Genomic DNA, 19,276 nt, shown 5'->3' on the forward strand with positions numbered 1-19,276 from the left:
CGACCCGCGGAGAGACGGCCACCTGACCGCGTCGGGAGGCGTCGCCACGCCTCCCGACGCTCAATCAAACCACACAAATCAGACACAAGCGGAGTGTGGGGGCAGGTGTGAGGGCATCGCGCGCCCGTTGTTAGACGCGCGCGCGCCCGGCCGTCAGGTCCTCGACCCACGTGGCGGACGGTCCGGCACGGCTCCCAGCGGGTTGAGCTACGGGAGGGAGCAGGGGGTGGGGATAAGGTTGGGGGGTAATTTGTTTACTCACGCCGAGTTTGCGGCCTGATTTCTTGTCCGCTCACGCGAATTCGCTTCGCTCATCGCTCCGCGAGGGCGGCCTGACCGGCCGACCGACGGTCGTCGGCTGGTGGTGCGGTCCGGATGGGACAAAGCTTGTTTCCGCACGATCCTGCCCAACCTCCGCTCACTCACGCTTTAGGCGTTCCCAATCGTCGATAAGTGATCTGTAGTTCTTTTTGAAAACCACTTCTTCGTTGCCTTGCAGCGGCGTCGTTTGCGGAGAGAAGAATGTCCGGCGCAGGGGATCAATAATCCGCATGTCATTCGGGTCGAGCGCGGTCAAGGCTTTTTGCATTACCCATAAACCCAATCTTCCGCCCTCTTCCGGAAGGGGCGGTTCTTCGCTGAAGTAGGGATACACGACACGTGTATATTCCCGCCTTACGCGGGCGTGGAGAGCATCCCTAATGCGAATTGTGCCGCCCAACTCCTCAATTTCCAGCTGACCGTGGACGCTTTGGGGGACTATTTCGACTGGCTCGTTTGACCATCGCAGTTTCGCGTTGAGTAGGTCTAATACTCCATCCTTTAATTGAGGATACAGTCGCTTAAATTGCTTGTTTGAATTGATGCGGTCATCAATAAGCTTGGATAAATCCCCTTCGCCGGATATGTGCTTTTTGACATCTGACCAAAAATATAAATAGAAATCGCCACCTCTGCTTCTATTGCCGCCGGCTTCTTTTCGGCGGTCAAGTCGAATGTCTTCCTTCAAGAGTTTACGCCGTAATCGCTCCGGTGCATAGAGCAACTGCAATGCTTTTCGGAGGGGGATATCCAGAACAGACATCTTTGCGATGCTCACCACAAATTGAGTGATTAATTATCAATGCAATTTTTGGGAGAGGCAAGGTGTAATTGAATTATTGGTTGCAACGCGCACTCAGCGCACAGAAATTTTCAAACTAGGTATCTCAAATACCCAGATCGAATGGAAGAGCAAGGGCCGGCGCTGGGAATGCGCGCAGCCACCGCCAACGGGCTTCATCCTACATCCTCAATTGCTGCCACTTCGGCAATTGGATTCCAGCCCTCGCTGGAATGAGCGGAGTGTGGGGGAGGGTATGAGGGCATCGCGCACGTCGGTTGCGCGCGCGAGCCCCCAGCCGTCAGGCCCTCGACCCACATCGCGGACGGTCCAGACACGGCTCCCTGCAGGTCAAGCGACGGGAGGGAGCATACGGGAGGTGCGAGGGGGTGGGGATAGGTGGGGGGAGGAAGGCTTGGCATGAAAGCAACTGGACTCCCGTACCGGAGCGCGAACTTTCTCCACGCAAGTAGATTATAATAGTATTATAATAATAATTCAATTATAAGTAAAAATATCGGCTTAACTGCAAATAGAGAGAATGCTATCAAGTTCTTTGTCTACATTTTTTAGAAGATTAACGATTTCCGTTACTTTTTTCAGCTCGAGTTCTGGGTTTGGTTTCGACTGGACGTGCTTAGATACACCGGTATGGGCGAATTCTCCGCGCAGTTTACCAAAATTATCGAGCTCGGACACGAGATACGGGTCGAGATTTTGATGGGGGTATCCGATCGGAATCAGTAGGGAAATAATATTTTTCTCTCGTACGCCATGATTTTCACTCTTCACAAACCTTACGTAGAAGGAGGTCACTTTAGAAATGCGCGTGAAGACATCAATTTTCTCAGGCCAAGCTGATGAATGGTTGGGATTGGGGGGCAAAAGCGTATCAGGTGGAAGCTTGCCGCTAGCCTCGCTGAATGACAGTAGGCAGGCTGTGGGGTGAGGAATTCTACCGAAATATTTGCACGTCTTACTGGATTCAATAGCGATCTCAACGACTCGTTCTTCAATATACTCTTCGATTGCAGCATGAGATAAAACTCGAAACGCTACCACTTTTGTAAATACCCTCTCAGTGTAGTTGCCGGAGCTATCAAACTGCCTTGGAAGCAAATGGCTTCTGAGAGTTCTTATGGATTGCTTTAGATCTAGGTAATGTGATGAGGGCATTGCGTTCAGTCTCGAAAGACAATGCGGTTTTCTTCTAGCCCTGGAAGTTTGATTTCCGAATCAATCGCGTCTGCAAGGGACTCTCCCCATTTTCTGAGCCGTGAATATGTATTTGGCAGGCCTGCTGTGTCGCTTTCAATGGACTCAAGAAATTCATTGTCTCCGAATAAATGCTTATAGTTTTCAGACACAGCGCGCTTGCTATCGAGCATTTTTTTAAGGATGCTTGGATCCGCTGCGTAAAAGGCTAGACAATCAAAAATGGCACGGTTAAACGATCTTGATCTAGGTTTCTTGGCGAGATGGTCGCCAAATATCTCGATCAAACCATCAATCGAGTGCTCAAATTGATATGAAATTTCTCGAATGTGCGATTCTCTTTCTTCCCAATTCTCATTCTCAGAAACGCACACGTCATCAAGAAAGGATTTCATCCGACCCTTGTATTCCGAAATGTGATCATGAAATGCAATATATCTGACGAGTATCTCTACATCCCTCATGCGCGGATCTGGCGTGTCTCTATTTATTAACTTGTGAATCGAAGCTGAGTTCGCTGCAAAGGAGTCCGCGAAGTCGGTGAAATTGCCGGGAGCCATCGCTTGACGCAATTCTTGTGGAGAAAGCTTTACGCTTCCCGTATTTAAGCGTAAGAATACTTGATGAAGGAATTCCTTGTTCGGCCAATTTCTAATAATTACAGTTCTAATTGTGTAGTTTAGAAATGCATCAAGATCGCTCTGTAGTTCCGAGTCATTTAGAAAGCTAAAATATTTTTTTCTTGAGAGATCAGATCTTATCTCAAGCCCTGATAGTTGAAATCCAAGTTTGGAGTCTTTTTCGCTTTCGGTGTATCGCAATAGAGAGAGTAGTCGCTGCTTTCCGTCAAGTACGATATACTTTCCTCGCTTGCCTTTCATTTCGGCCAGTACAAGCTGAGGGATTGGAAGGCCGACAATTATTGACTCAATAAAACGACTTTTTCGCGAATTTGACCATGCGTCACGTCTCTGGAAGTTCGGATTTAGCTGGATATTTTCACGTGATAGTTGAGATAGAATGGTTTCGACAGTCCAATCGGAGGAGAATAATACTGCTTCGGAGAAGAGGGATGTGCTGCTCTCATCAAGGGGCTCTTCTTTCTCATCGTCAAACTCGAAATTATCCTCCATATTATTTTAATTCCTCGCGCGGCTGAGCTTGACTGATCATCGTTTGATATTTAGCCGCCGCTTCACGGCGGTGATGTGCGGCAAGGTTAGGCTGACGAGCTTCGACTTTGCAACGCCCGGGCATCGATCCCCCACATCCCGGCAGCGATTTTGTGTTCCATCGGCAACGATTGTCATCAAATTTGAGACGGTACGGAAACCAGTTGCCATTCTGCTGCGGCTGCTTGCAGCAAAAGGCAGCGCTCGACCGCACGGCGGCCGGTCAGGCCGCCCACCCGAAGCGGGTGAGCGGCGCATAATTGCTTGCTAGTTCGTCGCCGCCCCTTCGCTCGCGCTTTTCGCCAGTTTGGCGAACTTCGCCAGCACGCCCCTTGTGTAGCGGGGCTCCGGCTTCTTCCATGCCGCCCGGCGCTTGGCGATTTCGGCGTCGTCGACGTTGAGCTGCAACAAGAGCTGGTGGGCGTCGATGGTGATCGAGTCGCCTTCCTGGACCAGCGCGATGGTGCCGCCGTCGATGGCTTCCGGCGTCACGTGGCCGACCACCATGCCCCAGGTGCCGCCGGAGAAGCGGCCGTCGGTGATGAAGCCGACACTGTCGCCGAGCCCGCGGCCGATGATCGCCGAGGTGGGCGCCAGCATCTCCGGCATGCCGGGGCCGCCCCTCGGGCCCAGGTAGCGCAGCACCAGCACGTCGCCGGCCTGGATCCTGTCCGACTGGATCGCCTCCATGGCGGAGGGTTCGTCGTCGAAGACGCGGGCCGGGCCGGTGATGACCGGGCTCTTCAGGCCGGTGATCTTGGCGACCGCGCCGCCCTCGGCGAGGTTGCCCTTGAGGATCGCCAGGTGGCCTTGCCTGTACATCGGGTTGTCGATCGGCCGGATGACCTCCTGGTCGGCGCGCGGCGCGTCGGGCACGTGCTCGAGCTCCTCGCCGATGGTGCGGCCGGTGATGGTCATGCAGTCGCCGTGGAGGTGGCCGGCGTTGAGCAGGATCTTGAGGACCTGCGGGATGCCGCCCGCCTTGTGCAGGTCGACCGCCATGAAGCGGCCCGACGGCTTCAGGTCGCACAGGACGGGGACGTTGCGGCGGACGCGCTCGAAGTCGTCCAGCGTCCACTCCACCTCGGCCGCATCGGCGATGGCGAGATAATGGAGCACGGCGTTGGTGGAGCCGCCGGTGGCCATGATGAGGGCCACGGCGTTCTCGATGGACTGCCTCGTGACGATGTCGCGGGGCTTGAGGCCGCCCTTGCGCACCGCCTCGACGAGGACGCGGGCGGATTGCGCGGCACTGTCGACCTTCTCCTGGTCGGGGTTGGCCATGTCGGAGGAATAGAGCAGCGACATGCCGAGCGCCTCGAAGGTCGAGCTCATGGTGTTCGCCGTGTACATGCCGCCGCAGGAGCCGAGGGACGGGCAGGCGTTGCGCTCGATGCCCTCGAAGTCCTCCTCGCTCATCTTGCCGGCCCGGTAGGCGCCGACCGCCTCGAAGGAGGAGACGATGGAGAGGTCCTTGCCCTTCCAGCGGCCCGGCTTGATGGTGCCGCCGTAGACGTAGATGGAGGGCACGTTGGAGCGGCACATGCCGATCATGCCGCCCGGCATGTTCTTGTCGCAGCCGCCGATGACGACGACGCCGTCCATCCACTGGCCCTGCACGCAGGTCTCGATGCAGTCGGCGATCACCTCGCGGGAGATGAGGGAGTATTTCATGCCCTCGGTGCCCATCGACATGCCGTCGGAGATGGTGGGCGTGCCGAACATCTGCGGGTTGGCGCCGGCCTCGCGGATGGCGGCATCGGCGGCATCGGCCAGGCGCTGCAGGCCGGCGTTGCACGGCGTGATGGTCGAGTGGCCGTTGGCGATGCCGATCATCGGCTTGGAGAAGTCTTCCTTCTGGTAGCCGAGCGCGTAGTACATCGCGCGGTTGGGCGAGCGCTCGACGCCCTGGGTGACGTGCTTGGATCGGTCGTTGGCGGCCATGTCGGTTTCCTTCCCGCGTGTTCTGGCAGTGGGCAGTCGGGGACTGCGGTCGATGTCGGGCAGCCCGGAGAGGCGGCGGGCCTCGGTCCGCCGACGCCCGGCAGGGCGGCCGGGGCCGCGGCCGCAGCGCCAGCGTCGTTGAGCGAAACCTTAGACGCTTTCCAAAGCCAACAGGAAATATATTATTCAGGTCCCATTGGGTCGTTTTGCGTATAAGTGGTTCCATGAACCTGCGCCAGCTCCGCCAGTTCCTCGCGGTTGCCGAGGAGCTCCATTTCGGCCGCGCCGCCGAGCGCCTCGGCATGACCCAGCCGCCGCTCAGCCAGTCGGTGCAGGCGCTGGAGGAGGAGCTGGGCGTGCAGCTGTTCGCCCGCACCAAGCGCTCGGTGGCGCTGACGCCGGTTGGGGCGGCGTGGCGGGCGCACGCCCAGCGGCTGATCGCCGAGGCCGACGGGCTGCCCGACATCGCGCGCCGGCTGGCGCGCGGCCAGCTCGGCGTGCTGCGGCTGGCGTTCGTGTCGACCGCCGACTACTCGATCCTGCCGCTGCTGGTCGCCCGCTTCAAGGCGGCCTATCCGGAGGTGGAGGTGCAGCTGCGCGAGACCACCAGCGACCTGCAGATCGAGGCGCTGCTGTCCGGCAGCCTCGACGCCGGGCTGATCATCCCGCAGGCCGGGCTGCACGTGAGCCTGGCGTATCTGCCGCTGGTGCGCGAGCCGCTGGTGGCGGCGGTGCCGGAGGCGTGGATCGCGGAGGGCCGGCTGCGGCCGCGCGCCGGCATGCTCGACCTCGACGACGTGCTGGAGGCGCCGCTGATCCTGTTCCCGCGCCGCATCGCGCCGGACTTCCACGACATCGTCACGGGGGCGTACGCGGTGCGCGGCGCCCGCCCGCACGTGTTCCAGGAGGCGATCCAGATGCAGACCATCGTGGCGCTGGTGGGGGTGGGGCTGGGGCTGGCGCTGGTGCCGCAGTCGCTCACCGATCTCGGCCGCTCCGGCGTGCGCTACCTGCCGCTCGCCGGCGATGCGCCGGAGGTGGAGACGGGGCTGGTCTGGCGCCGCGGCGAACCGCTGCCGACGGTGGCGCACCTGGTGGAGCTGGCGGGGGCGCTGGCGGCGGAGGGATAGGCCGCGCGGCCGGCTCCGGTCGACCGGATCCCGCGCCGCCGGCCGCCGTTCCGCGCATCGCTGTCCTCGCCGGGCGCGGGCCGCGCTTGACAGGGCCGGGCCGCGTTCCTATTAAAGACCGACCGTCGGTCTGTAGCGGCGGGCAACCCGGGAGGAAACCATGGCACGACAGCTGAAGACGCCGGACGCGCGCCGGTCGGAGATCGTCGACGCGGCCCAGGCGCTGTTCTTCGCGCGCGGCTACGAGGCGACGCCGGTGGCCGACATCATCGCCAAGGCGGGCGTTTCCAAAGGCGGCTTCTACCATCACTTCGCCGCCAAGGAGGACGTGCTGGCGGCGCTGGCCGAGCGGCTGGCGGGCGAGGCGGTGGCGCAGGCGCGGCCGGTCCTCGCCGACCCCTCGCGCGACGCGCTGGCGCGCTTCAACGCCTTCCTCGGCCAGGCCCGGGCGATGAAGCGCGAGGCGGCGCCGGGCATGCTGGCGGCGTTCCGGACGCTGTTCCGGCCGGAGAACCTCGTCCTCTATCACCGCATCCACGCGGCCCAGATCGCCGTGCTGAAGCCGGTGGTGGCGGAGCTGATCGCCGAGGGCAACCGGGAGGGCACCTTCCGCGTCCACGATCCGGAAGCGACGGCGGAGATCCTGCTGCAGCTCGGCGCGTCGAGCCGCGACGCGGTCGCCGACGCGATCGGCGCGATCGGCACGGCGCGGGCGGAGGCGGCGGCCGGCGTGCTCGACGCGCGCCTGACGGCGCTCGGCATCGCCGCCGACCGCATCCTCGGGGTGCCCGACGGCAGCGTCGCGATGAGCGAGCCGGGCTTCGCCAAGGCCTTTCTCTCCGCCGCCTGAGGCGCGGCGGGGAGGCCCGGGGCGGCAGCGGCGGGGCGGCGGGCGGAAAATGATGCAGTGCAATGGACCCATTGCTTTTTTGCCGGCGACGGTCCATATAGCCTTCCAAGCACGCGTGGACGGGACGTCAAGTTCCGAAGCTGCTTCTCCCATATATATTCGCTGAGTGCCCGGCACGTGGGGTCCTCGCGACCTCGCCAGAGCGGTTCCTTGTCCTCAGGGATGGGAGCCCTCTGATTGTTTTTGCGGTTGAACTTCGATCCGGGGCCGAGTGCTCCAGGGACCGGGTTTCGATCCCGGTGGTCGCGCCTTTGACCTGCGTGTCCGCCGCACTCAACGAAAGAGACCTTTGACACAGTTTTCAGATCTCGGCCTCTCAGTGCCGATCCTCACCGCGCTCACCGACGAGCGCCATCTCACTCCGACCCCGATCCAGATCCAGGCGATTCCGCCGGTGATGGCCGGCCGCGACCTTCTCGGCATCGCCCAGACGGGAACCGGCAAGACGGCCGCCTTCGCGCTGCCGATCCTCAACCACATCGCCACCAAGCCGAAGTCCGTCCGCGGACGCGGCACCCGCGTGCTCGTGCTGTCGCCGACGCGCGAGCTGTGCAGCCAGATCCAGGAGCGCTTCGAGGCTTACGGCTCGAAGATGCCGCTGCGGACCGCGCTGGTCATCGGCGGCGTGTCGATCGGCCGCCAGAAGCGTGACGTCGAGCGCGGCTGCGATGTCGTCATCGCGACGCCGGGCCGTCTTCTCGACCTCGTCGAGCAGCGGGCGCTGTACCTGAGCGAAGTCGAGATCCTGGTGCTCGACGAAGCCGACCAGATGCTCGACATGGGCTTCATCCACTCGATCAAGGCGATCGTGGCGAAGCTGCCCAAGGAGCGTCAGAACCTGTTCTTCTCGGCGACCATGCCGAACGCCATCGCGACCTTCGCCAACAACATCCTGACCGATCCGGTCGAAGTCGCGGTGACCCCGGTCGCCAAGACCGCCGACCGCGTCGCCCAGGAGGTCATGTTCGTCGACACCCAGCACAAGACCGACGCGCTGGTCCACGTCCTGAAGAAGGATGAGGTCAAGCACGCGCTGGTGTTCACCCGCACCAAGCATGGCGCCGACAAGGTCGTGAAGAACCTGGTCCGGATGGGCGTGCCCTCCGAGGCGATCCACGGCAACAAGTCCCAGGGCCAGCGCGAGCGCACGCTCGCGGCGTTCCGCAAGGGCTCGATCCGCGTGCTGGTGGCCACCGACATCGCCGCCCGCGGCATCGACGTGGAAGCCATCAGCCACGTCATCAACTACGAGCTGCCGCACGTGGCGGAAACCTACGTCCACCGCATCGGGCGGACCGCGCGCGCCGGCAACGAGGGCAACGCGATCACCCTGTGCGCGCCGTCGGAAAAGAGCCTGCTGCGCGCCATCGAACGGCTGATCAAGCAGTCGGTGCCGATCGTTGCGGCTCCCGAGGGCCTGGAGGCCCGCGGTGGCGGCGGCGAGGAGCGCGACGACTACCGTGGCGGCAACCGCAACGGCGGCCGTCCGCCCCGGCGCGACGGTCCGCGCCCGGCCGGTGGCCGCTCCGACGGTGCAGGCCGTCCGCAGGGCCGCTCCTTCCGCGACGGCGACCGCCCGCAGCGCGCCGACGACCGTTCGGGCCAGCAGAACCGCGGCAACCGCCAGGCTGCCAAGGGCAATCACCAGGGCCGGACCCGTGATGATGCCGGCGCCTCGGGCGTCGGCGATGTGACCTTCATGCAACCGAAGCGCCCGGCGCGCGCTCGACCCCATCGGTCGTCCGCCGCACCCGCCGCTTCCCAGAACAGGTAGAGGAACGAGCATGGCGAAGGAAGATCTGATCGAGTTCGAGGGCGTCGTAACGGAGGTGCTCCCGGACGGAAACTTTCGAGTGCGGCTGGATAACGACCACCAGATCCTCGCCTACTCGGCTGGCCGGATGAAGAAGCACCGCATCCGGACGCTCGCGGGCGACCGGGTGACGGTGGAAATGACGCCCTACGATCTCGACAAGGGCCGCATCACCTTCCGCCACAAGACCGAAGGCGCCGGCCCGTCCGGTCCGCGCCGGTCGTTCCGCCGGCACTAGAGCATTTCCCGTTCAGATCGAAGCGATCTGAACGAAAAGGAATTGCTCAAGTGATTGATCTTGAGCCATTTCTTGTCGATCAGATGAAACCACCTGATCGGAAAAGGCTCTAGTCTCTCCGTCCGTCCGGGTCGACACGATCCGGACGCGGGGAGGGGGCCCGGACACGGGTCCGCACACGACATGAAAAAAGGCGTCCCGAGCGATCGGGGCGCCTTTTTCGTTTGTCCGCAGGCGGACGGAAAGCGCGGGGTGTCAGCCCGGCACGTGCCAGCCGCGCTCGGAGAGCGGGCGGTCGGGGGCCTCGATGGTGATGAAGCTGGCGAGGTCCGGCCCGAAGGTGGGCAGCGCCATCGGACAGCGCACGCCCGGCAGCACGCGCACGTCGAAGAGCTCGCGGATGCCGCCTTCCAGCCGCAGCCACTCGACGATGTCGCCGTTGCGCTGGTTGACGATCTGGATGCCGCACCAGGCCTCGCCGCCGCGCTTCTCCAGCTCCTCCTGCAGCGGCAGGCCCGAGAACACCCCCTCGTGGCGGGCCAGCGACAGGCCGACGACGGCGTGGCCGGCGTGGAAGGAGAGGCCGCGCAGGAAGCCCGGGCAGAAGGCGACGCGCTCGCGGGCGCCGTTCTGAAGATCGATGCGGGTGAGATAGCCGTTGCCGGAATCGAGCATCCACAGCGCGCCGTCGTGAAGGCGCGGCGAATGGGGCATCGACAGCCCTTCGGCGACGATCTTGTCGGTCTCCACGTCAACGACCACGCCGCCGTCGCGGCGGTGGCTGCGCCAGCCGTCGACGATGTCGGTGGTCGACACCGAGGTGACGTAGCGCGGCACACCGTTCTCCATGGCGAGGCCGTTGAGATGGCAGCGGTCCTCCGGCGCCAGCTTGGAGATGAACGGCGGCCGCCAGACCGGCTTGAAGGAGTGCACCACGCTGTCGGTGGCGAGGCACGAGTACTTGGTGTTGACGAACAGCAGCCGGCCGGCGGTGTCGATGCCGAGCTCGTGGACGTCGAGGTCGGAGACGGTCTGGCCGCGGCGGGGAACGTAGAGACGGTCGAAGTGCCCGTTGGCGCGCTCGTTCGGCGCCAGCACGTTCTCGAAGCGCCAGATCTGGGCAAGGCCGGCGAGCAGCAGCCGCTGGCTGTCGCCGATCAGCCCCATGGCGCGGACGAAGTTGCGCTGGTGCAGGGAGAGGGCGCCGTCCGGCTGGACGCCGACCAGGAACAGCTGGCCGGTCTGGTAGGAGGTGAAGGCCAGCGAACAGCCGTTCATCGCCAGCCACTGCGGGAAGCCGCGCGAGCAGGTGATGCTGGTCTGGATCTCGGTGGCCTGTGGCGCCGGTGCGGCGCCCGGGGCATCGGCGGGCGGCGGGGCCGCATCGGTGGGCGCGGCGGCCTGGGCCGGCTCGGGCGCGTCCGGGACGCTGGGCTCGTCTGCGGTCATGGCGATGCGCGTACTCCAGAACAGGTCGCGGTCGGACCGGATGGATCCGAGCGGGAAGGGTCCGCTCAACCTAGAGCATTTCCCGTCGAGATCGAAGCGATCCGACCGAAGAGGACTTGCTCAAGGTCTTGATTCTGGAGCCATTTCCTATCGGCCAGATGATTTCGCCTGACCGGAAAGGGCTCCGTGATGCGGGAGGCCCGGCGCGTCGACCGGGAACCCCGGTTCGCGACAGGGCCCGCAGGGGCGGGCGGCTGCCGGACGGCGCGTGCCCCGGCCCGGCCGGTGTTTTCAGAACCGGTAGCCGAACCTGAGCGAGCCGCCGTGGGACTGGTAGTTGTCGGCGAAGGCGCCGTCGTACTGCAGCTTCAGCTGCATGCCGTGCACCTTCTGCAGGTCGATGCCGGCGGTGAGGCGGCCGACGGTGTCGGCGATCGGCATGACCGTGGTGAACTGGTCCATGTTCGAGACGCCGGCGAAGCGGGCCGTCGATTCCCAGGTGTCGTCGGACAGGAACGACACGCCGACGCCGGCGAACAGCCGCGCCGGAAGGCCGTATCCCATGTCCAGGCGCGCTCCGAACTCCACCCCGGGCGTCACCCCGAACACCGTCTTGGTGGCGTCGTCGACGATCAGGTTGAGGCCGCCGGCGCCGCTTTCGCGGTAGCCCTCCTGGTGCACCGTGATGACGTCCAGGTCGACCATGGGGCGCATGTAGAAGCGCGTGTCGAAGGCAATCTCGTAGGAGGCCCGGGCCCGGCCGAACAGCACCGCCGACTTCGGCTCGGCCTCGGCCACGGCGGAGAGCGTGCCGAGCGACAGGTAGCGCGAAGAATCGCTCCACGTGTAGCCGGCGCCGCCGGCCAGCGCGAACAGCCAGGAGCCCACCTCCTTCTTCAGCGCCGCCGCGGCGGTGAACGAGTTGGCCTCCACCTTCTCGGTGCCGGCGTCGTTGCGGAACCAGGAGTCCTCGTAGGTCAGGCTGCCGCCGAGGAACCAGCCGTCGCCGAGCGCCTTCTGGCCGCCGGCGGCGAACCCCGTGGTCTGCTCGGTGTAGCCGGTGGCGTCGCGCGTGGCGTCCTGCTCCGCCCGTGCCCCGAGGAAGCGGCCCCACACGCACTCGCCCTCCTGCAGGGCCACGCCGGTGGTGAAGGCGGGGCAGGAGAGGACGCTGTTGGCGGCGGTGATGGCGCCCTGGGGGGCGGCCGCCGGGCCGGCGACGGTGGTCTGGGAGGCGACGACGGCCAGCATCTGCTCCAGCGTCGACGGCGTGGCGGCGTGGAAGGCGGCGAACGCCTGGGCGATGGACGGCCCGCCGTCGCCGGCGTCCACGGTGGTTGCGCCGCCGCTGGCCAGATTGTCCCAGGCGCTCTGCAGGCCATGGGAGACGCCGGTGGCGTTGGCCCCCATGGCAACGCCGGTCCCTTCGAAGGTGGCGCTTTTGACCTGGAAGCCCTTCCAGCCGGTGTCGGAGGTGGTGACGTCGGTGAACCGGTAGACCAGCGTGGAGAGCACCGACAGGTCGCTGAGGTCCGCGCCCTCGACCCGGACGAAGTCGGTGCGGACGTTCGGCAGCATGGCGTACGGATTGAGGATGGTGCCCCAGGTGCCGGCGAAGTCGCCGCGCACGACGAGCTGGTCGCTGGTGCGCTTCTCCATGTCGACGTCGAGGCCGGCGATCAGGCCGCCGCGGCTGGAGGTGGCGGTGCGCCAGGACTTCTCGGCGGTGCCTTCGAAGTAGGAGACCGGCGTGAAGCTGCGGGCCATGCCGGCATCGCCGACGTCGAAGGCGCTGCCGCTATCCGACGTGCCGATGCCGACGAGATCGCCGGTCACCGTCGTTTTGAGGGTGCGGTTCGACCCGCCGATGGACAGCGTTCCGGCGTTCAGCACCGCATCGAGATCGGCGATGGTGCCGGTGGCGAAGGTGCCGGTGCCCTGGTTGACGAACAGCGCCTGGCCGGCGAAGTCGGCGGTCTGGCCCTGGGTCACGCTGGCGACCGTGTCGGGGTCGAGCTGCTCGGAGGCGTCGGCGAACTTGTAGCGCACGACGTTGCCGGTGACCGTGCCCGAGTTGTCGAGTTTCACCGACGTCGAGATCGCGCCGGAGGCGAAGATCGCGCCGCCCGCGTAGACGCCTCCCGACCCCGCCGCCTGCGAGCCGGTGACCACGCCGCCGGAGCCGACGGTGACGGTCAGCGCGGTGCCCGTCGCCTGGCCCCAGATCGCCCAGGCCGTCGGATCGTTGACCGTGACGCTGCCGTTGACGGTGACCGACACCGAGCCGGTCTGGATGTTGCCGAGCGCCTGGTCGTCCTTCGGATTGTTGAAGCGGCCGAGCGTGCCGGCGTAGGTCTTGCCATTGCGGGTGAAGATGCCGCCCGATCCGGCGACCGCCTGGGCAATGATGCCGTGGGCGTACTTGCCCGATGTCGCGACGGATCCGTTGGCGTCGACGGTCACGGTGACGGTGCCCGTGCTCTCCGCCACGCCGGTGCCGTCGGTGTAGTAGTACTTCGTCCCGACGGTCTCGCGGTTGGAGTTGTAGTAGCCGTAGATCGGCGTGAGCGCCAAGGAGAGGTCGGCGGCGACGCCGCCGCCGCCGGAGACGGTCTGCGCAAGGATGCCCACGGCGCCGTCGCCGCTCGTGACGATGGCAGCGCCCCCTTCCACGGTCACGCTGGCGCTCTTGGCGCTGTTTGGCGCCTGGTTCTGAACGAAGGTGACCGCGTCGAAGCTGGTGGCCGAGGCCGAGACGAAACCGCCGCCCCCGCTGATGGACTGGGCGACGATGCCGACCGACCGGGTTCCGCCGGTCGTCAGCGATCCCGCATGATCGACGGTGACCTCTTCGCCATGGGAGGCGCCGTTGCCGCTTCCGCCGCCGAACGTCACGCTGATGACGTCGGCGATGGTGTCGTCGTTGACCGCATAGTAGGTGCCGAGCGCGATGCCGGCGATGCCGCCACCGCCGCCGATCGACTGGGCAATCACACCATTCGAATTGTCGCCGGTGGTCTTGATCTTGGTGCCGGCCAGCGTGTTGACGGTCACGGCCGAGGCGTCGCCGGATGCCCCCGACTTGGCGCCCAGCTTCACGTCGACCTTGTCCATGGCGTAGCCGGTGACGATGCCGACACCGCCGCCGCCGCCGATCGACTGGGCGATCACGCCAGGTGCGGAGAAACCCGACGTGTAGGTGTTGGCGGCATAGACGATGACCGTGCCGCCCTGGCCGAAGCTGCCACCGCTCGCGCCGAAGGAGATCGTCGCGATGTCGAGATCGACATCGGCATCGGGGAGGTCCAGGTCGGCATCGTTGACGCTGGAGGAGACCGAGACGGCGCCGCCGCCGCCGCCGATCGACTGGGCGAGGACACCGGCGGAGAAGGAGCCGGACGTGGTCGTCGTCCCCTTGGAGACGTTCGTGTTGCCGAGCTTGGCGTTGCCCACGACCACCTGACCGCCGTCGCCGCCGGCGCCACCCGAGGCGCCCGTGTTGGCGGTGAGCGTGGTGGTCACGTCGAAGCCGGGATTCAGCTTCACCCAGTCCTTGAAGGACTTTTCGGTTTCCTTCTTGAACTCGAACGCATGGCCGATCGAGCTGGTGCCGGAGCCGCCCTGGCCGCCGCCGCCGCCGACCGACTGGGCGACGATGCCGGACGAGGAATCGCCGGTCGTGGTGATGGTGCCGTTGTTCCAGGCGTAGACGCTGCCGCCGTCGCCGCCCTTGCCGCCAGTGGCGCCGATGCCCACGGTCAGTTGGTTGTCGGCGTCGTTGTCGCCGGAGCCGCCGCCGCCTTCGCCGCCGCCGCCGCCGATCGAGTGGACGACAAGCGCCGGCGAGGTGGACCCGCCGGTGGTGATGGAGCCGGTGTCGGCGATCCCGCCGGACGCCTTTCCGCCGTCGCCGCCGCCGCCGGCCGTGCCGCCGATCGAGAGGCCGAGCGTGACGGTGGAATCGCCAAAGGTCGAGACGCTGTCGGTCTCGCCGGTTCCGCCGGCGCCGCCGCCGCCACCGATCGACTGCACCAGCATGCCGTCGGAGAAGGCGCCGGAGGTCGCGATCGCCCCGTAGGTGTGGGCGTAGGCCGTGCCGCCGGCACCGGGCGTGCCGCCGCTGCCGCCGAGGGAGAATTTGAGCGTGGTGGTGACGGAGTCGCCCTTGGCGCCTTCGCCCTGGCCAGCGGTCGCCTTGTCGATCACGCTCTGCAGCGTGGCGGTCGCCGCCGCCGCCGTGGAGTCGCCACCGGCGCCGCCGCCGCCGCCGATCGACTGGACGTGGACGCCGATCGACCCGTCGCTGCTGGTGGTGGCCGACGCCCCTTTCGAGATGATCGCCTTGGCCTCGCCGCCATCGCCGCCATCGCCACCGTTGCCACCGTGGGAGATCGAGACGGCCATGGCGAAGCTGTCGCCCTTTTCGTCGAACGGCAGGCCGGCAGCGAGCGAATGGGCGGTGGAGACGCCGCCCTGTCCGCCGCCGCCACCGATCGACTGCACGATGATGGCCGCCGAATCGTAGCCGCTGGTCGCGATCGAACCGCTGTGCTTCACGTAGGCCGTGCCGCCGCCGCCGCCATCGCCACCGCCGCTGCCGCTCGCGATGGAGATGTCGAAGGTCTTGCCCGCCGACGAGGACTTGGCGGCGCCGCCGCTGCCGCCGCCGCCGCCGATCGACTGGACGAGGATGCCGACGCCGTTGGTCCCGTACGTCTTGATGGCGCCAGACGCCGAGGTGACCACGGTGACCGAGCCGCCGGAGCCGCCATCGCCGGCGTTACCGCCGATCGCATCGGAGAAGCCGACGCCCCAGGCGGTCGCCTTGCCGCCGGCGCCGCCGCCGCCGCCGATGGACTGGGCGACAATGCCGGTGGCGTAGTCGCCGGTCAGGGTGATCGCGCCCTCGTCGAGGACGTAGACGGTGTTGCCGTTGCCGCCGCTGCCGCCGGTCCCGCCGACCGCGACGAACAGGCCCTTGCGGTTGCGGCCGGTGCCGCCGCCGCCGCCGATGGACTGGGCGACGATGCCGTGCGCCTCGGAGCCGTAGGTGGTGAGCGCGGCGTAGTTGCGGACGTAAGTGGTGCCGCCGTTGGAGCCGCTGCCGCCCGACTTGCCGCTGCCGCCGATGCCGCCGATGGCGCCGTGGCCGGTGTTGTCGCCGCCGCCGCCGCCGATCGACTGGGCGAGGATGGCGATGCCGCCACCGACGTCGACGTTGGTGCCGTCGGCGCTCTTCGCCGCCGTGCCCGAGGCATAGCCGCCATAGGTGGTGATGGCGCCCTTGTTGACCACCGTCACGCCGTAGGCGTTGGAGCTGCCGGACGGGCCGCCGATGGTCTGGGTCGGGGAAGAGGTGGTGACGGCGCCGTAGCTGTCGGTCTGGATGTCGGAATAGGAGGTCAGCGCGCCGCCGCCGCCGCCGATCGACTGGGCGATGATGCCGTGGGAATCGACGCCGTAGGTCTTGATCGTGCCGGTATTGGTGACGTTGACGGTGCTTGAGGTGTTGGAGGCCGGATTGCCGTCGCCCCACTGGAACGACGAGTTCTTCGACCAGACGAAGATGCCGCCGCCGGCGCCGGCGGAGATGGCGGCGATGCCGTGCGCGTGGTCGCCCTTGGTGGTGACGGCGAAGTCGTTGGTGACCTTGACCTCGCCGGCGACGCCGCCCTTGCCGGAACCATTCGAGGTGGCCGTCGAGGACAGATTGCCGAGACCGCCCAGGGACACGGCGACGATGCCGCTGGAGTGGCTGCCGGCCGTCTGGATCGCGCCGCCGCCGGAAAGGGTGACGGCTGCCGTGCTGGCTCCGCCGCCCGACTTGGAGGCGTCGTAGTAGTCGATGCTGGTGCCGCCGTAGCTGGCCGCCAGGACGCCGACCGAATAGTCGCCGGACGTCTTAACCAGCGTCTCCGAGGTGCCATAGAGCTTGACGGTCGCGGTGTCGCCGTCGCCACCGTCGAAGCCGGCACCGGACCCGTTGTTGGTCACCGTGCCCTGGCCGCCGTAGCTGATGGCGGCAAGTGCTGCCCCTGTGTTGCGGGTGAGGAAGCCCCACTCCTTGCCCACTTTGCCCGGCGCGGTGGTGGTGACGGAGCCGGCGAACGGGGTCGATGACGAGCCGAGCGTCAGCGTGACGGCGCCAGCCTGCCCCCCCTTTCCGCCGGTCGCGCCAGTGAACACGGCGTTGTTCGGGCTGTTGCCGCCGTAGGAGGCGGCGAGGATGCCGCCGCCGGCACTCGTGGACGCGATCGACGAGACGTCGCCGGAGACGGTGACGGTCGTGGTCCCGCCGCTGCCGCCCGTCTCCGCCCACGAGGCGCCGCCGCGGCTGATGGCGACGATGGCGAAGCCGTCGGCCGAGATGTTCTGGGTGGTGGAGACGCTGACCGCACCGCCGTCGCCGCCGTCGGCGCCGACATAGGCGCTTCCGCCGGCGCTTACGGCATAGATCCCGTTTCCGGGCGCCCCGGTGATCTGGCCGTTGTTGACGATCGTGACGGTGCCGCCCGGGCCGCCGGGATATTTCGACTGGTCGTCGCTCTTGCCGCCCTCGCCGAAATTGGAGTTGCCGCCGACCGAGATCACGCGGATCGCGTCGGACTGCAGCCGATCGGCGCGGAAATAGTTCGTGCCGTACAGATAGGAGCCCTGGAACGAGATCATCGGCGACACGATGGCCGCCTTGCTCACGCCGATCGTCGCGGTGTTGGTGACCTTGATGTTCAGCCCGAACTCGCCGTTTGTCGGCGGGAAGCCGTACTTCTGCTTGTAATTGTCGGGATTGGAGTACCAGGTCAGCGCACCGCCATAGGCATATTGCGTCGTGGTGATCGTCGAACTCGACGAGATGGTGCAGTCGAACGTCGTCGTCGCGATCCCCTCGATCCCGCCGGAGTTCTTGGGATATTTGAAACTGTCGGTCGACGACGGGCTGCACGTCGCCTGGGCGTAGGCGCGCGAATACACGGGGATGGGCATGCCGGCGAAGGTTCCCGCGAGCGCCGTCGACTGGAACAACAGCGACGAGGCGACCCGTTTGATCCGGGAGCGGCGGGCGGCGGCGGCCTTCGGGGCGGGGCGGTCCGACGTTGCGGCGCCGCGGATCCTTGCGGAGGGGGTGTCGGCGTCACGCATGCGGCGCATCCCAAAAAATCAGACTGCCGCCAGCAGGCGCGACCGGATCAAGCGACTTCGATTTCCTTGATAAAGCGGCTTGCGGTGTCGAGGCAAACACTTAGCGCCGTTTCGATGGGGGCCTCGGACGGGGCCCAACCACCGGACCGTGCACAATCGCAGGTTTTCCGGGACGCGGCCGCCGCGGCCGTCCGCGAGCCGCCCCGAAATTTCGGGGGGCGTTTCCTGTCCGGCGGCCGGAAAAGCTCCCCGCCGGAGCCGACGGCGGCGGAACCGTGGTGCGGTGGTGCTACACGCCCTCGGGGAAATCGGTGGCGGTTCCGGCGGGCGCCCAGCGCTCGACCTCGTCGAGCACGGCGGCGAGCTTGGCACGGACCCGCTCGGTGCCGTTCCGGCCGAGCACGAAGTGCAGCGGCGGATCGCTCGACAGCACGGCGTCGGCGATCGCGGCTGCGGCGCGTTCCGGATCGCCGGGCTGGTTGCCGGCGCGGCCGGTGACCATGGCGATCCGCGCCCCGGCGGTCTGCTCGTAGTCGGCGATCCGCGTGGCCGAACGGACGCTCGACCGCCCCGCCCAGTCGGTGCGGAACGGGCCGGGGGCCACCGCCGTCACCCGGATGCCCAGCGGCGCCACCTCCTGGGCCAGCGATTCCGAGAAGCCTTCGACGGCGAACTTGGTGGCGTTGTAGTAGCCCACGCCGGCCGAGCCGATCATCCCGCCCACCGAGGTGATGTTGACGATTCGGCCGCTGCGGCGGGCCCGCATGGCGGGCAGCACGGCGCGGGTCAGCTCGAACAGGCCGAAGACGTTCGCCTCGAACATCGCGCGGACGGCGGCGTCCTCGCCTTCCTCGATGGCAGCGAAGTAGCCGTAGCCGGCGTTGTTCACCAGGACGTCGATGGCGCCGAAGCGGGCTTCCGCGGTGGCAAGGGCGGCGGCGATCTGCTCGGGACGGGTGACGTCGAGGGCGAGCGCCAGCGCGGTGTCGGGGTGGGCCGCGACGAGGTCGGCGAGCGCTTCGGGCCGGCGGGCAGTGGCGACCACGCGGTGGCCGCGGGAGAGCGCCTCGGCGGCAAGGGCACGCCCGAGGCCGGTGGAGCAGCCGGTGATGAACCAGGTCGGCGCGGTGTCGGATGCGGTCATGGCACGATCGGGCCTGGCG

11 protein-coding genes are annotated in these 19,276 nt (G+C 66.1%); 4 read left to right on the plus strand and 7 right to left on the minus strand.

The window, feature by feature from the left end; all coding sequences use genetic code 11:
• Nucleotides 1–418 precede the first annotated feature (418 nt).
• The 4 genes from ACSSVZ_RS25270 to ilvD all read right to left on the minus strand — a co-directional run bounded on the left by ACSSVZ_RS25270 (nt 419) and on the right by ilvD (nt 5,433).
• Nucleotides 419–1,084 carry a hypothetical protein gene (locus ACSSVZ_RS25270; protein ID WP_453973567.1) on the minus strand — a complete coding sequence of 222 codons (666 nt, stop codon included), beginning with the start codon at nt 1,082–1,084 and terminating at the stop codon, nt 419–421.
• A gap of 540 nt (nt 1,085–1,624) precedes the next feature.
• The gene (locus ACSSVZ_RS25275) at nt 1,625–2,164 is read right to left on the minus strand and encodes a HEPN domain-containing protein (protein ID WP_453973569.1); all 540 of its coding nucleotides are present in this window, start codon (nt 2,162–2,164) and stop codon (nt 1,625–1,627) included.
• Between the two features lie 119 nt (nt 2,165–2,283).
• Entirely contained in the window at nt 2,284–3,450 is a 1,167-nt protein-coding gene (locus ACSSVZ_RS25280) for a GmrSD restriction endonuclease domain-containing protein (RefSeq protein ID WP_453973571.1), read from the minus strand.
• A gap of 306 nt (nt 3,451–3,756) precedes the next feature.
• The gene (gene ilvD, locus ACSSVZ_RS25285) at nt 3,757–5,433 is read right to left on the minus strand and encodes a dihydroxy-acid dehydratase (RefSeq protein WP_453973573.1); all 1,677 of its coding nucleotides are present in this window, start codon (nt 5,431–5,433) and stop codon (nt 3,757–3,759) included.
• Between the two features lie 224 nt (nt 5,434–5,657).
• Here ilvD and ACSSVZ_RS25290 point away from each other — a divergent pair, with 224 nt between their 5' ends.
• The 4 genes from ACSSVZ_RS25290 (at nt 5,658) to infA (ending at nt 9,524) form a co-directional block, all read left to right on the plus strand.
• Nucleotides 5,658–6,563, plus strand: coding sequence for a LysR family transcriptional regulator (locus ACSSVZ_RS25290; RefSeq protein ID WP_453973575.1), 906 nt, complete (start codon nt 5,658–5,660; stop codon nt 6,561–6,563).
• Between the two features lie 160 nt (nt 6,564–6,723).
• Nucleotides 6,724–7,413, plus strand: a complete 690-nt coding sequence (locus ACSSVZ_RS25295) for a TetR/AcrR family transcriptional regulator (protein ID WP_453973577.1) — start codon at nt 6,724–6,726, stop codon at nt 7,411–7,413.
• 349 nt (nt 7,414–7,762) lie between these two features.
• Nucleotides 7,763–9,247: a DEAD/DEAH box helicase gene (locus ACSSVZ_RS25300; protein WP_453973578.1), complete on the plus strand. Its 1,485-nt coding sequence runs from the start codon at nt 7,763–7,765 to the stop codon at nt 9,245–9,247.
• 10 nt (nt 9,248–9,257) lie between these two features.
• Nucleotides 9,258–9,524 carry a translation initiation factor IF-1 gene (gene infA / locus ACSSVZ_RS25305; RefSeq protein WP_453958928.1) on the plus strand — a complete coding sequence of 89 codons (267 nt, stop codon included), beginning with the start codon at nt 9,258–9,260 and terminating at the stop codon, nt 9,522–9,524.
• 255 nt (nt 9,525–9,779) lie between these two features.
• Here infA and ACSSVZ_RS25310 read toward each other — a convergent pair whose 3' ends face one another.
• The 3 genes from ACSSVZ_RS25310 to ACSSVZ_RS25320 form a co-directional block, all read right to left on the minus strand.
• On the minus strand, nt 9,780–11,042 hold the full coding sequence (locus ACSSVZ_RS25310) for a TIGR03032 family protein (RefSeq protein ID WP_453973579.1): 1,263 nt from the start codon (nt 11,040–11,042) through the stop codon (nt 9,780–9,782).
• A gap of 222 nt (nt 11,043–11,264) precedes the next feature.
• Nucleotides 11,265–18,113: an autotransporter outer membrane beta-barrel domain-containing protein gene (locus ACSSVZ_RS25315; protein WP_453973581.1), complete on the minus strand. Its 6,849-nt coding sequence runs from the start codon at nt 18,111–18,113 to the stop codon at nt 11,265–11,267.
• Between the two features lie 289 nt (nt 18,114–18,402).
• On the minus strand, nt 18,403–19,257 hold the full coding sequence (locus ACSSVZ_RS25320) for an oxidoreductase (RefSeq protein ID WP_453973583.1): 855 nt from the start codon (nt 19,255–19,257) through the stop codon (nt 18,403–18,405).
• Nucleotides 19,258–19,276: the final 19 nt, after the last annotated feature.

Source organism: Amorphus sp. MBR-141, from assembly GCF_053628695.1.

Excerpts from the sequence above, each read along its gene's own strand:
- ACSSVZ_RS25320 (WP_453973583.1), bottom strand. The coding sequence starts at position 19,257 with ATGACCGCATCCGACACCGCGCCGACCTGGTTCATCACCGGCTGCTCC.
- infA (WP_453958928.1), top strand. The coding sequence starts at position 9,258 with ATGGCGAAGGAAGATCTGATCGAGTTCGAGGGCGTCGTAACGGAGGTG.
- ACSSVZ_RS25315 (WP_453973581.1), bottom strand. The coding sequence starts at position 18,113 with ATGCGTGACGCCGACACCCCCTCCGCAAGGATCCGCGGCGCCGCAACG.
- ACSSVZ_RS25295 (WP_453973577.1), top strand. The coding sequence starts at position 6,724 with ATGGCACGACAGCTGAAGACGCCGGACGCGCGCCGGTCGGAGATCGTC.
- ACSSVZ_RS25290 (WP_453973575.1), top strand. The coding sequence starts at position 5,658 with ATGAACCTGCGCCAGCTCCGCCAGTTCCTCGCGGTTGCCGAGGAGCTC.
- ilvD (WP_453973573.1), bottom strand. The coding sequence starts at position 5,433 with ATGGCCGCCAACGACCGATCCAAGCACGTCACCCAGGGCGTCGAGCGC.
- ACSSVZ_RS25280 (WP_453973571.1), bottom strand. The coding sequence starts at position 3,450 with ATGGAGGATAATTTCGAGTTTGACGATGAGAAAGAAGAGCCCCTTGAT.
- ACSSVZ_RS25270 (WP_453973567.1), bottom strand. The coding sequence starts at position 1,084 with ATGTCTGTTCTGGATATCCCCCTCCGAAAAGCATTGCAGTTGCTCTAT.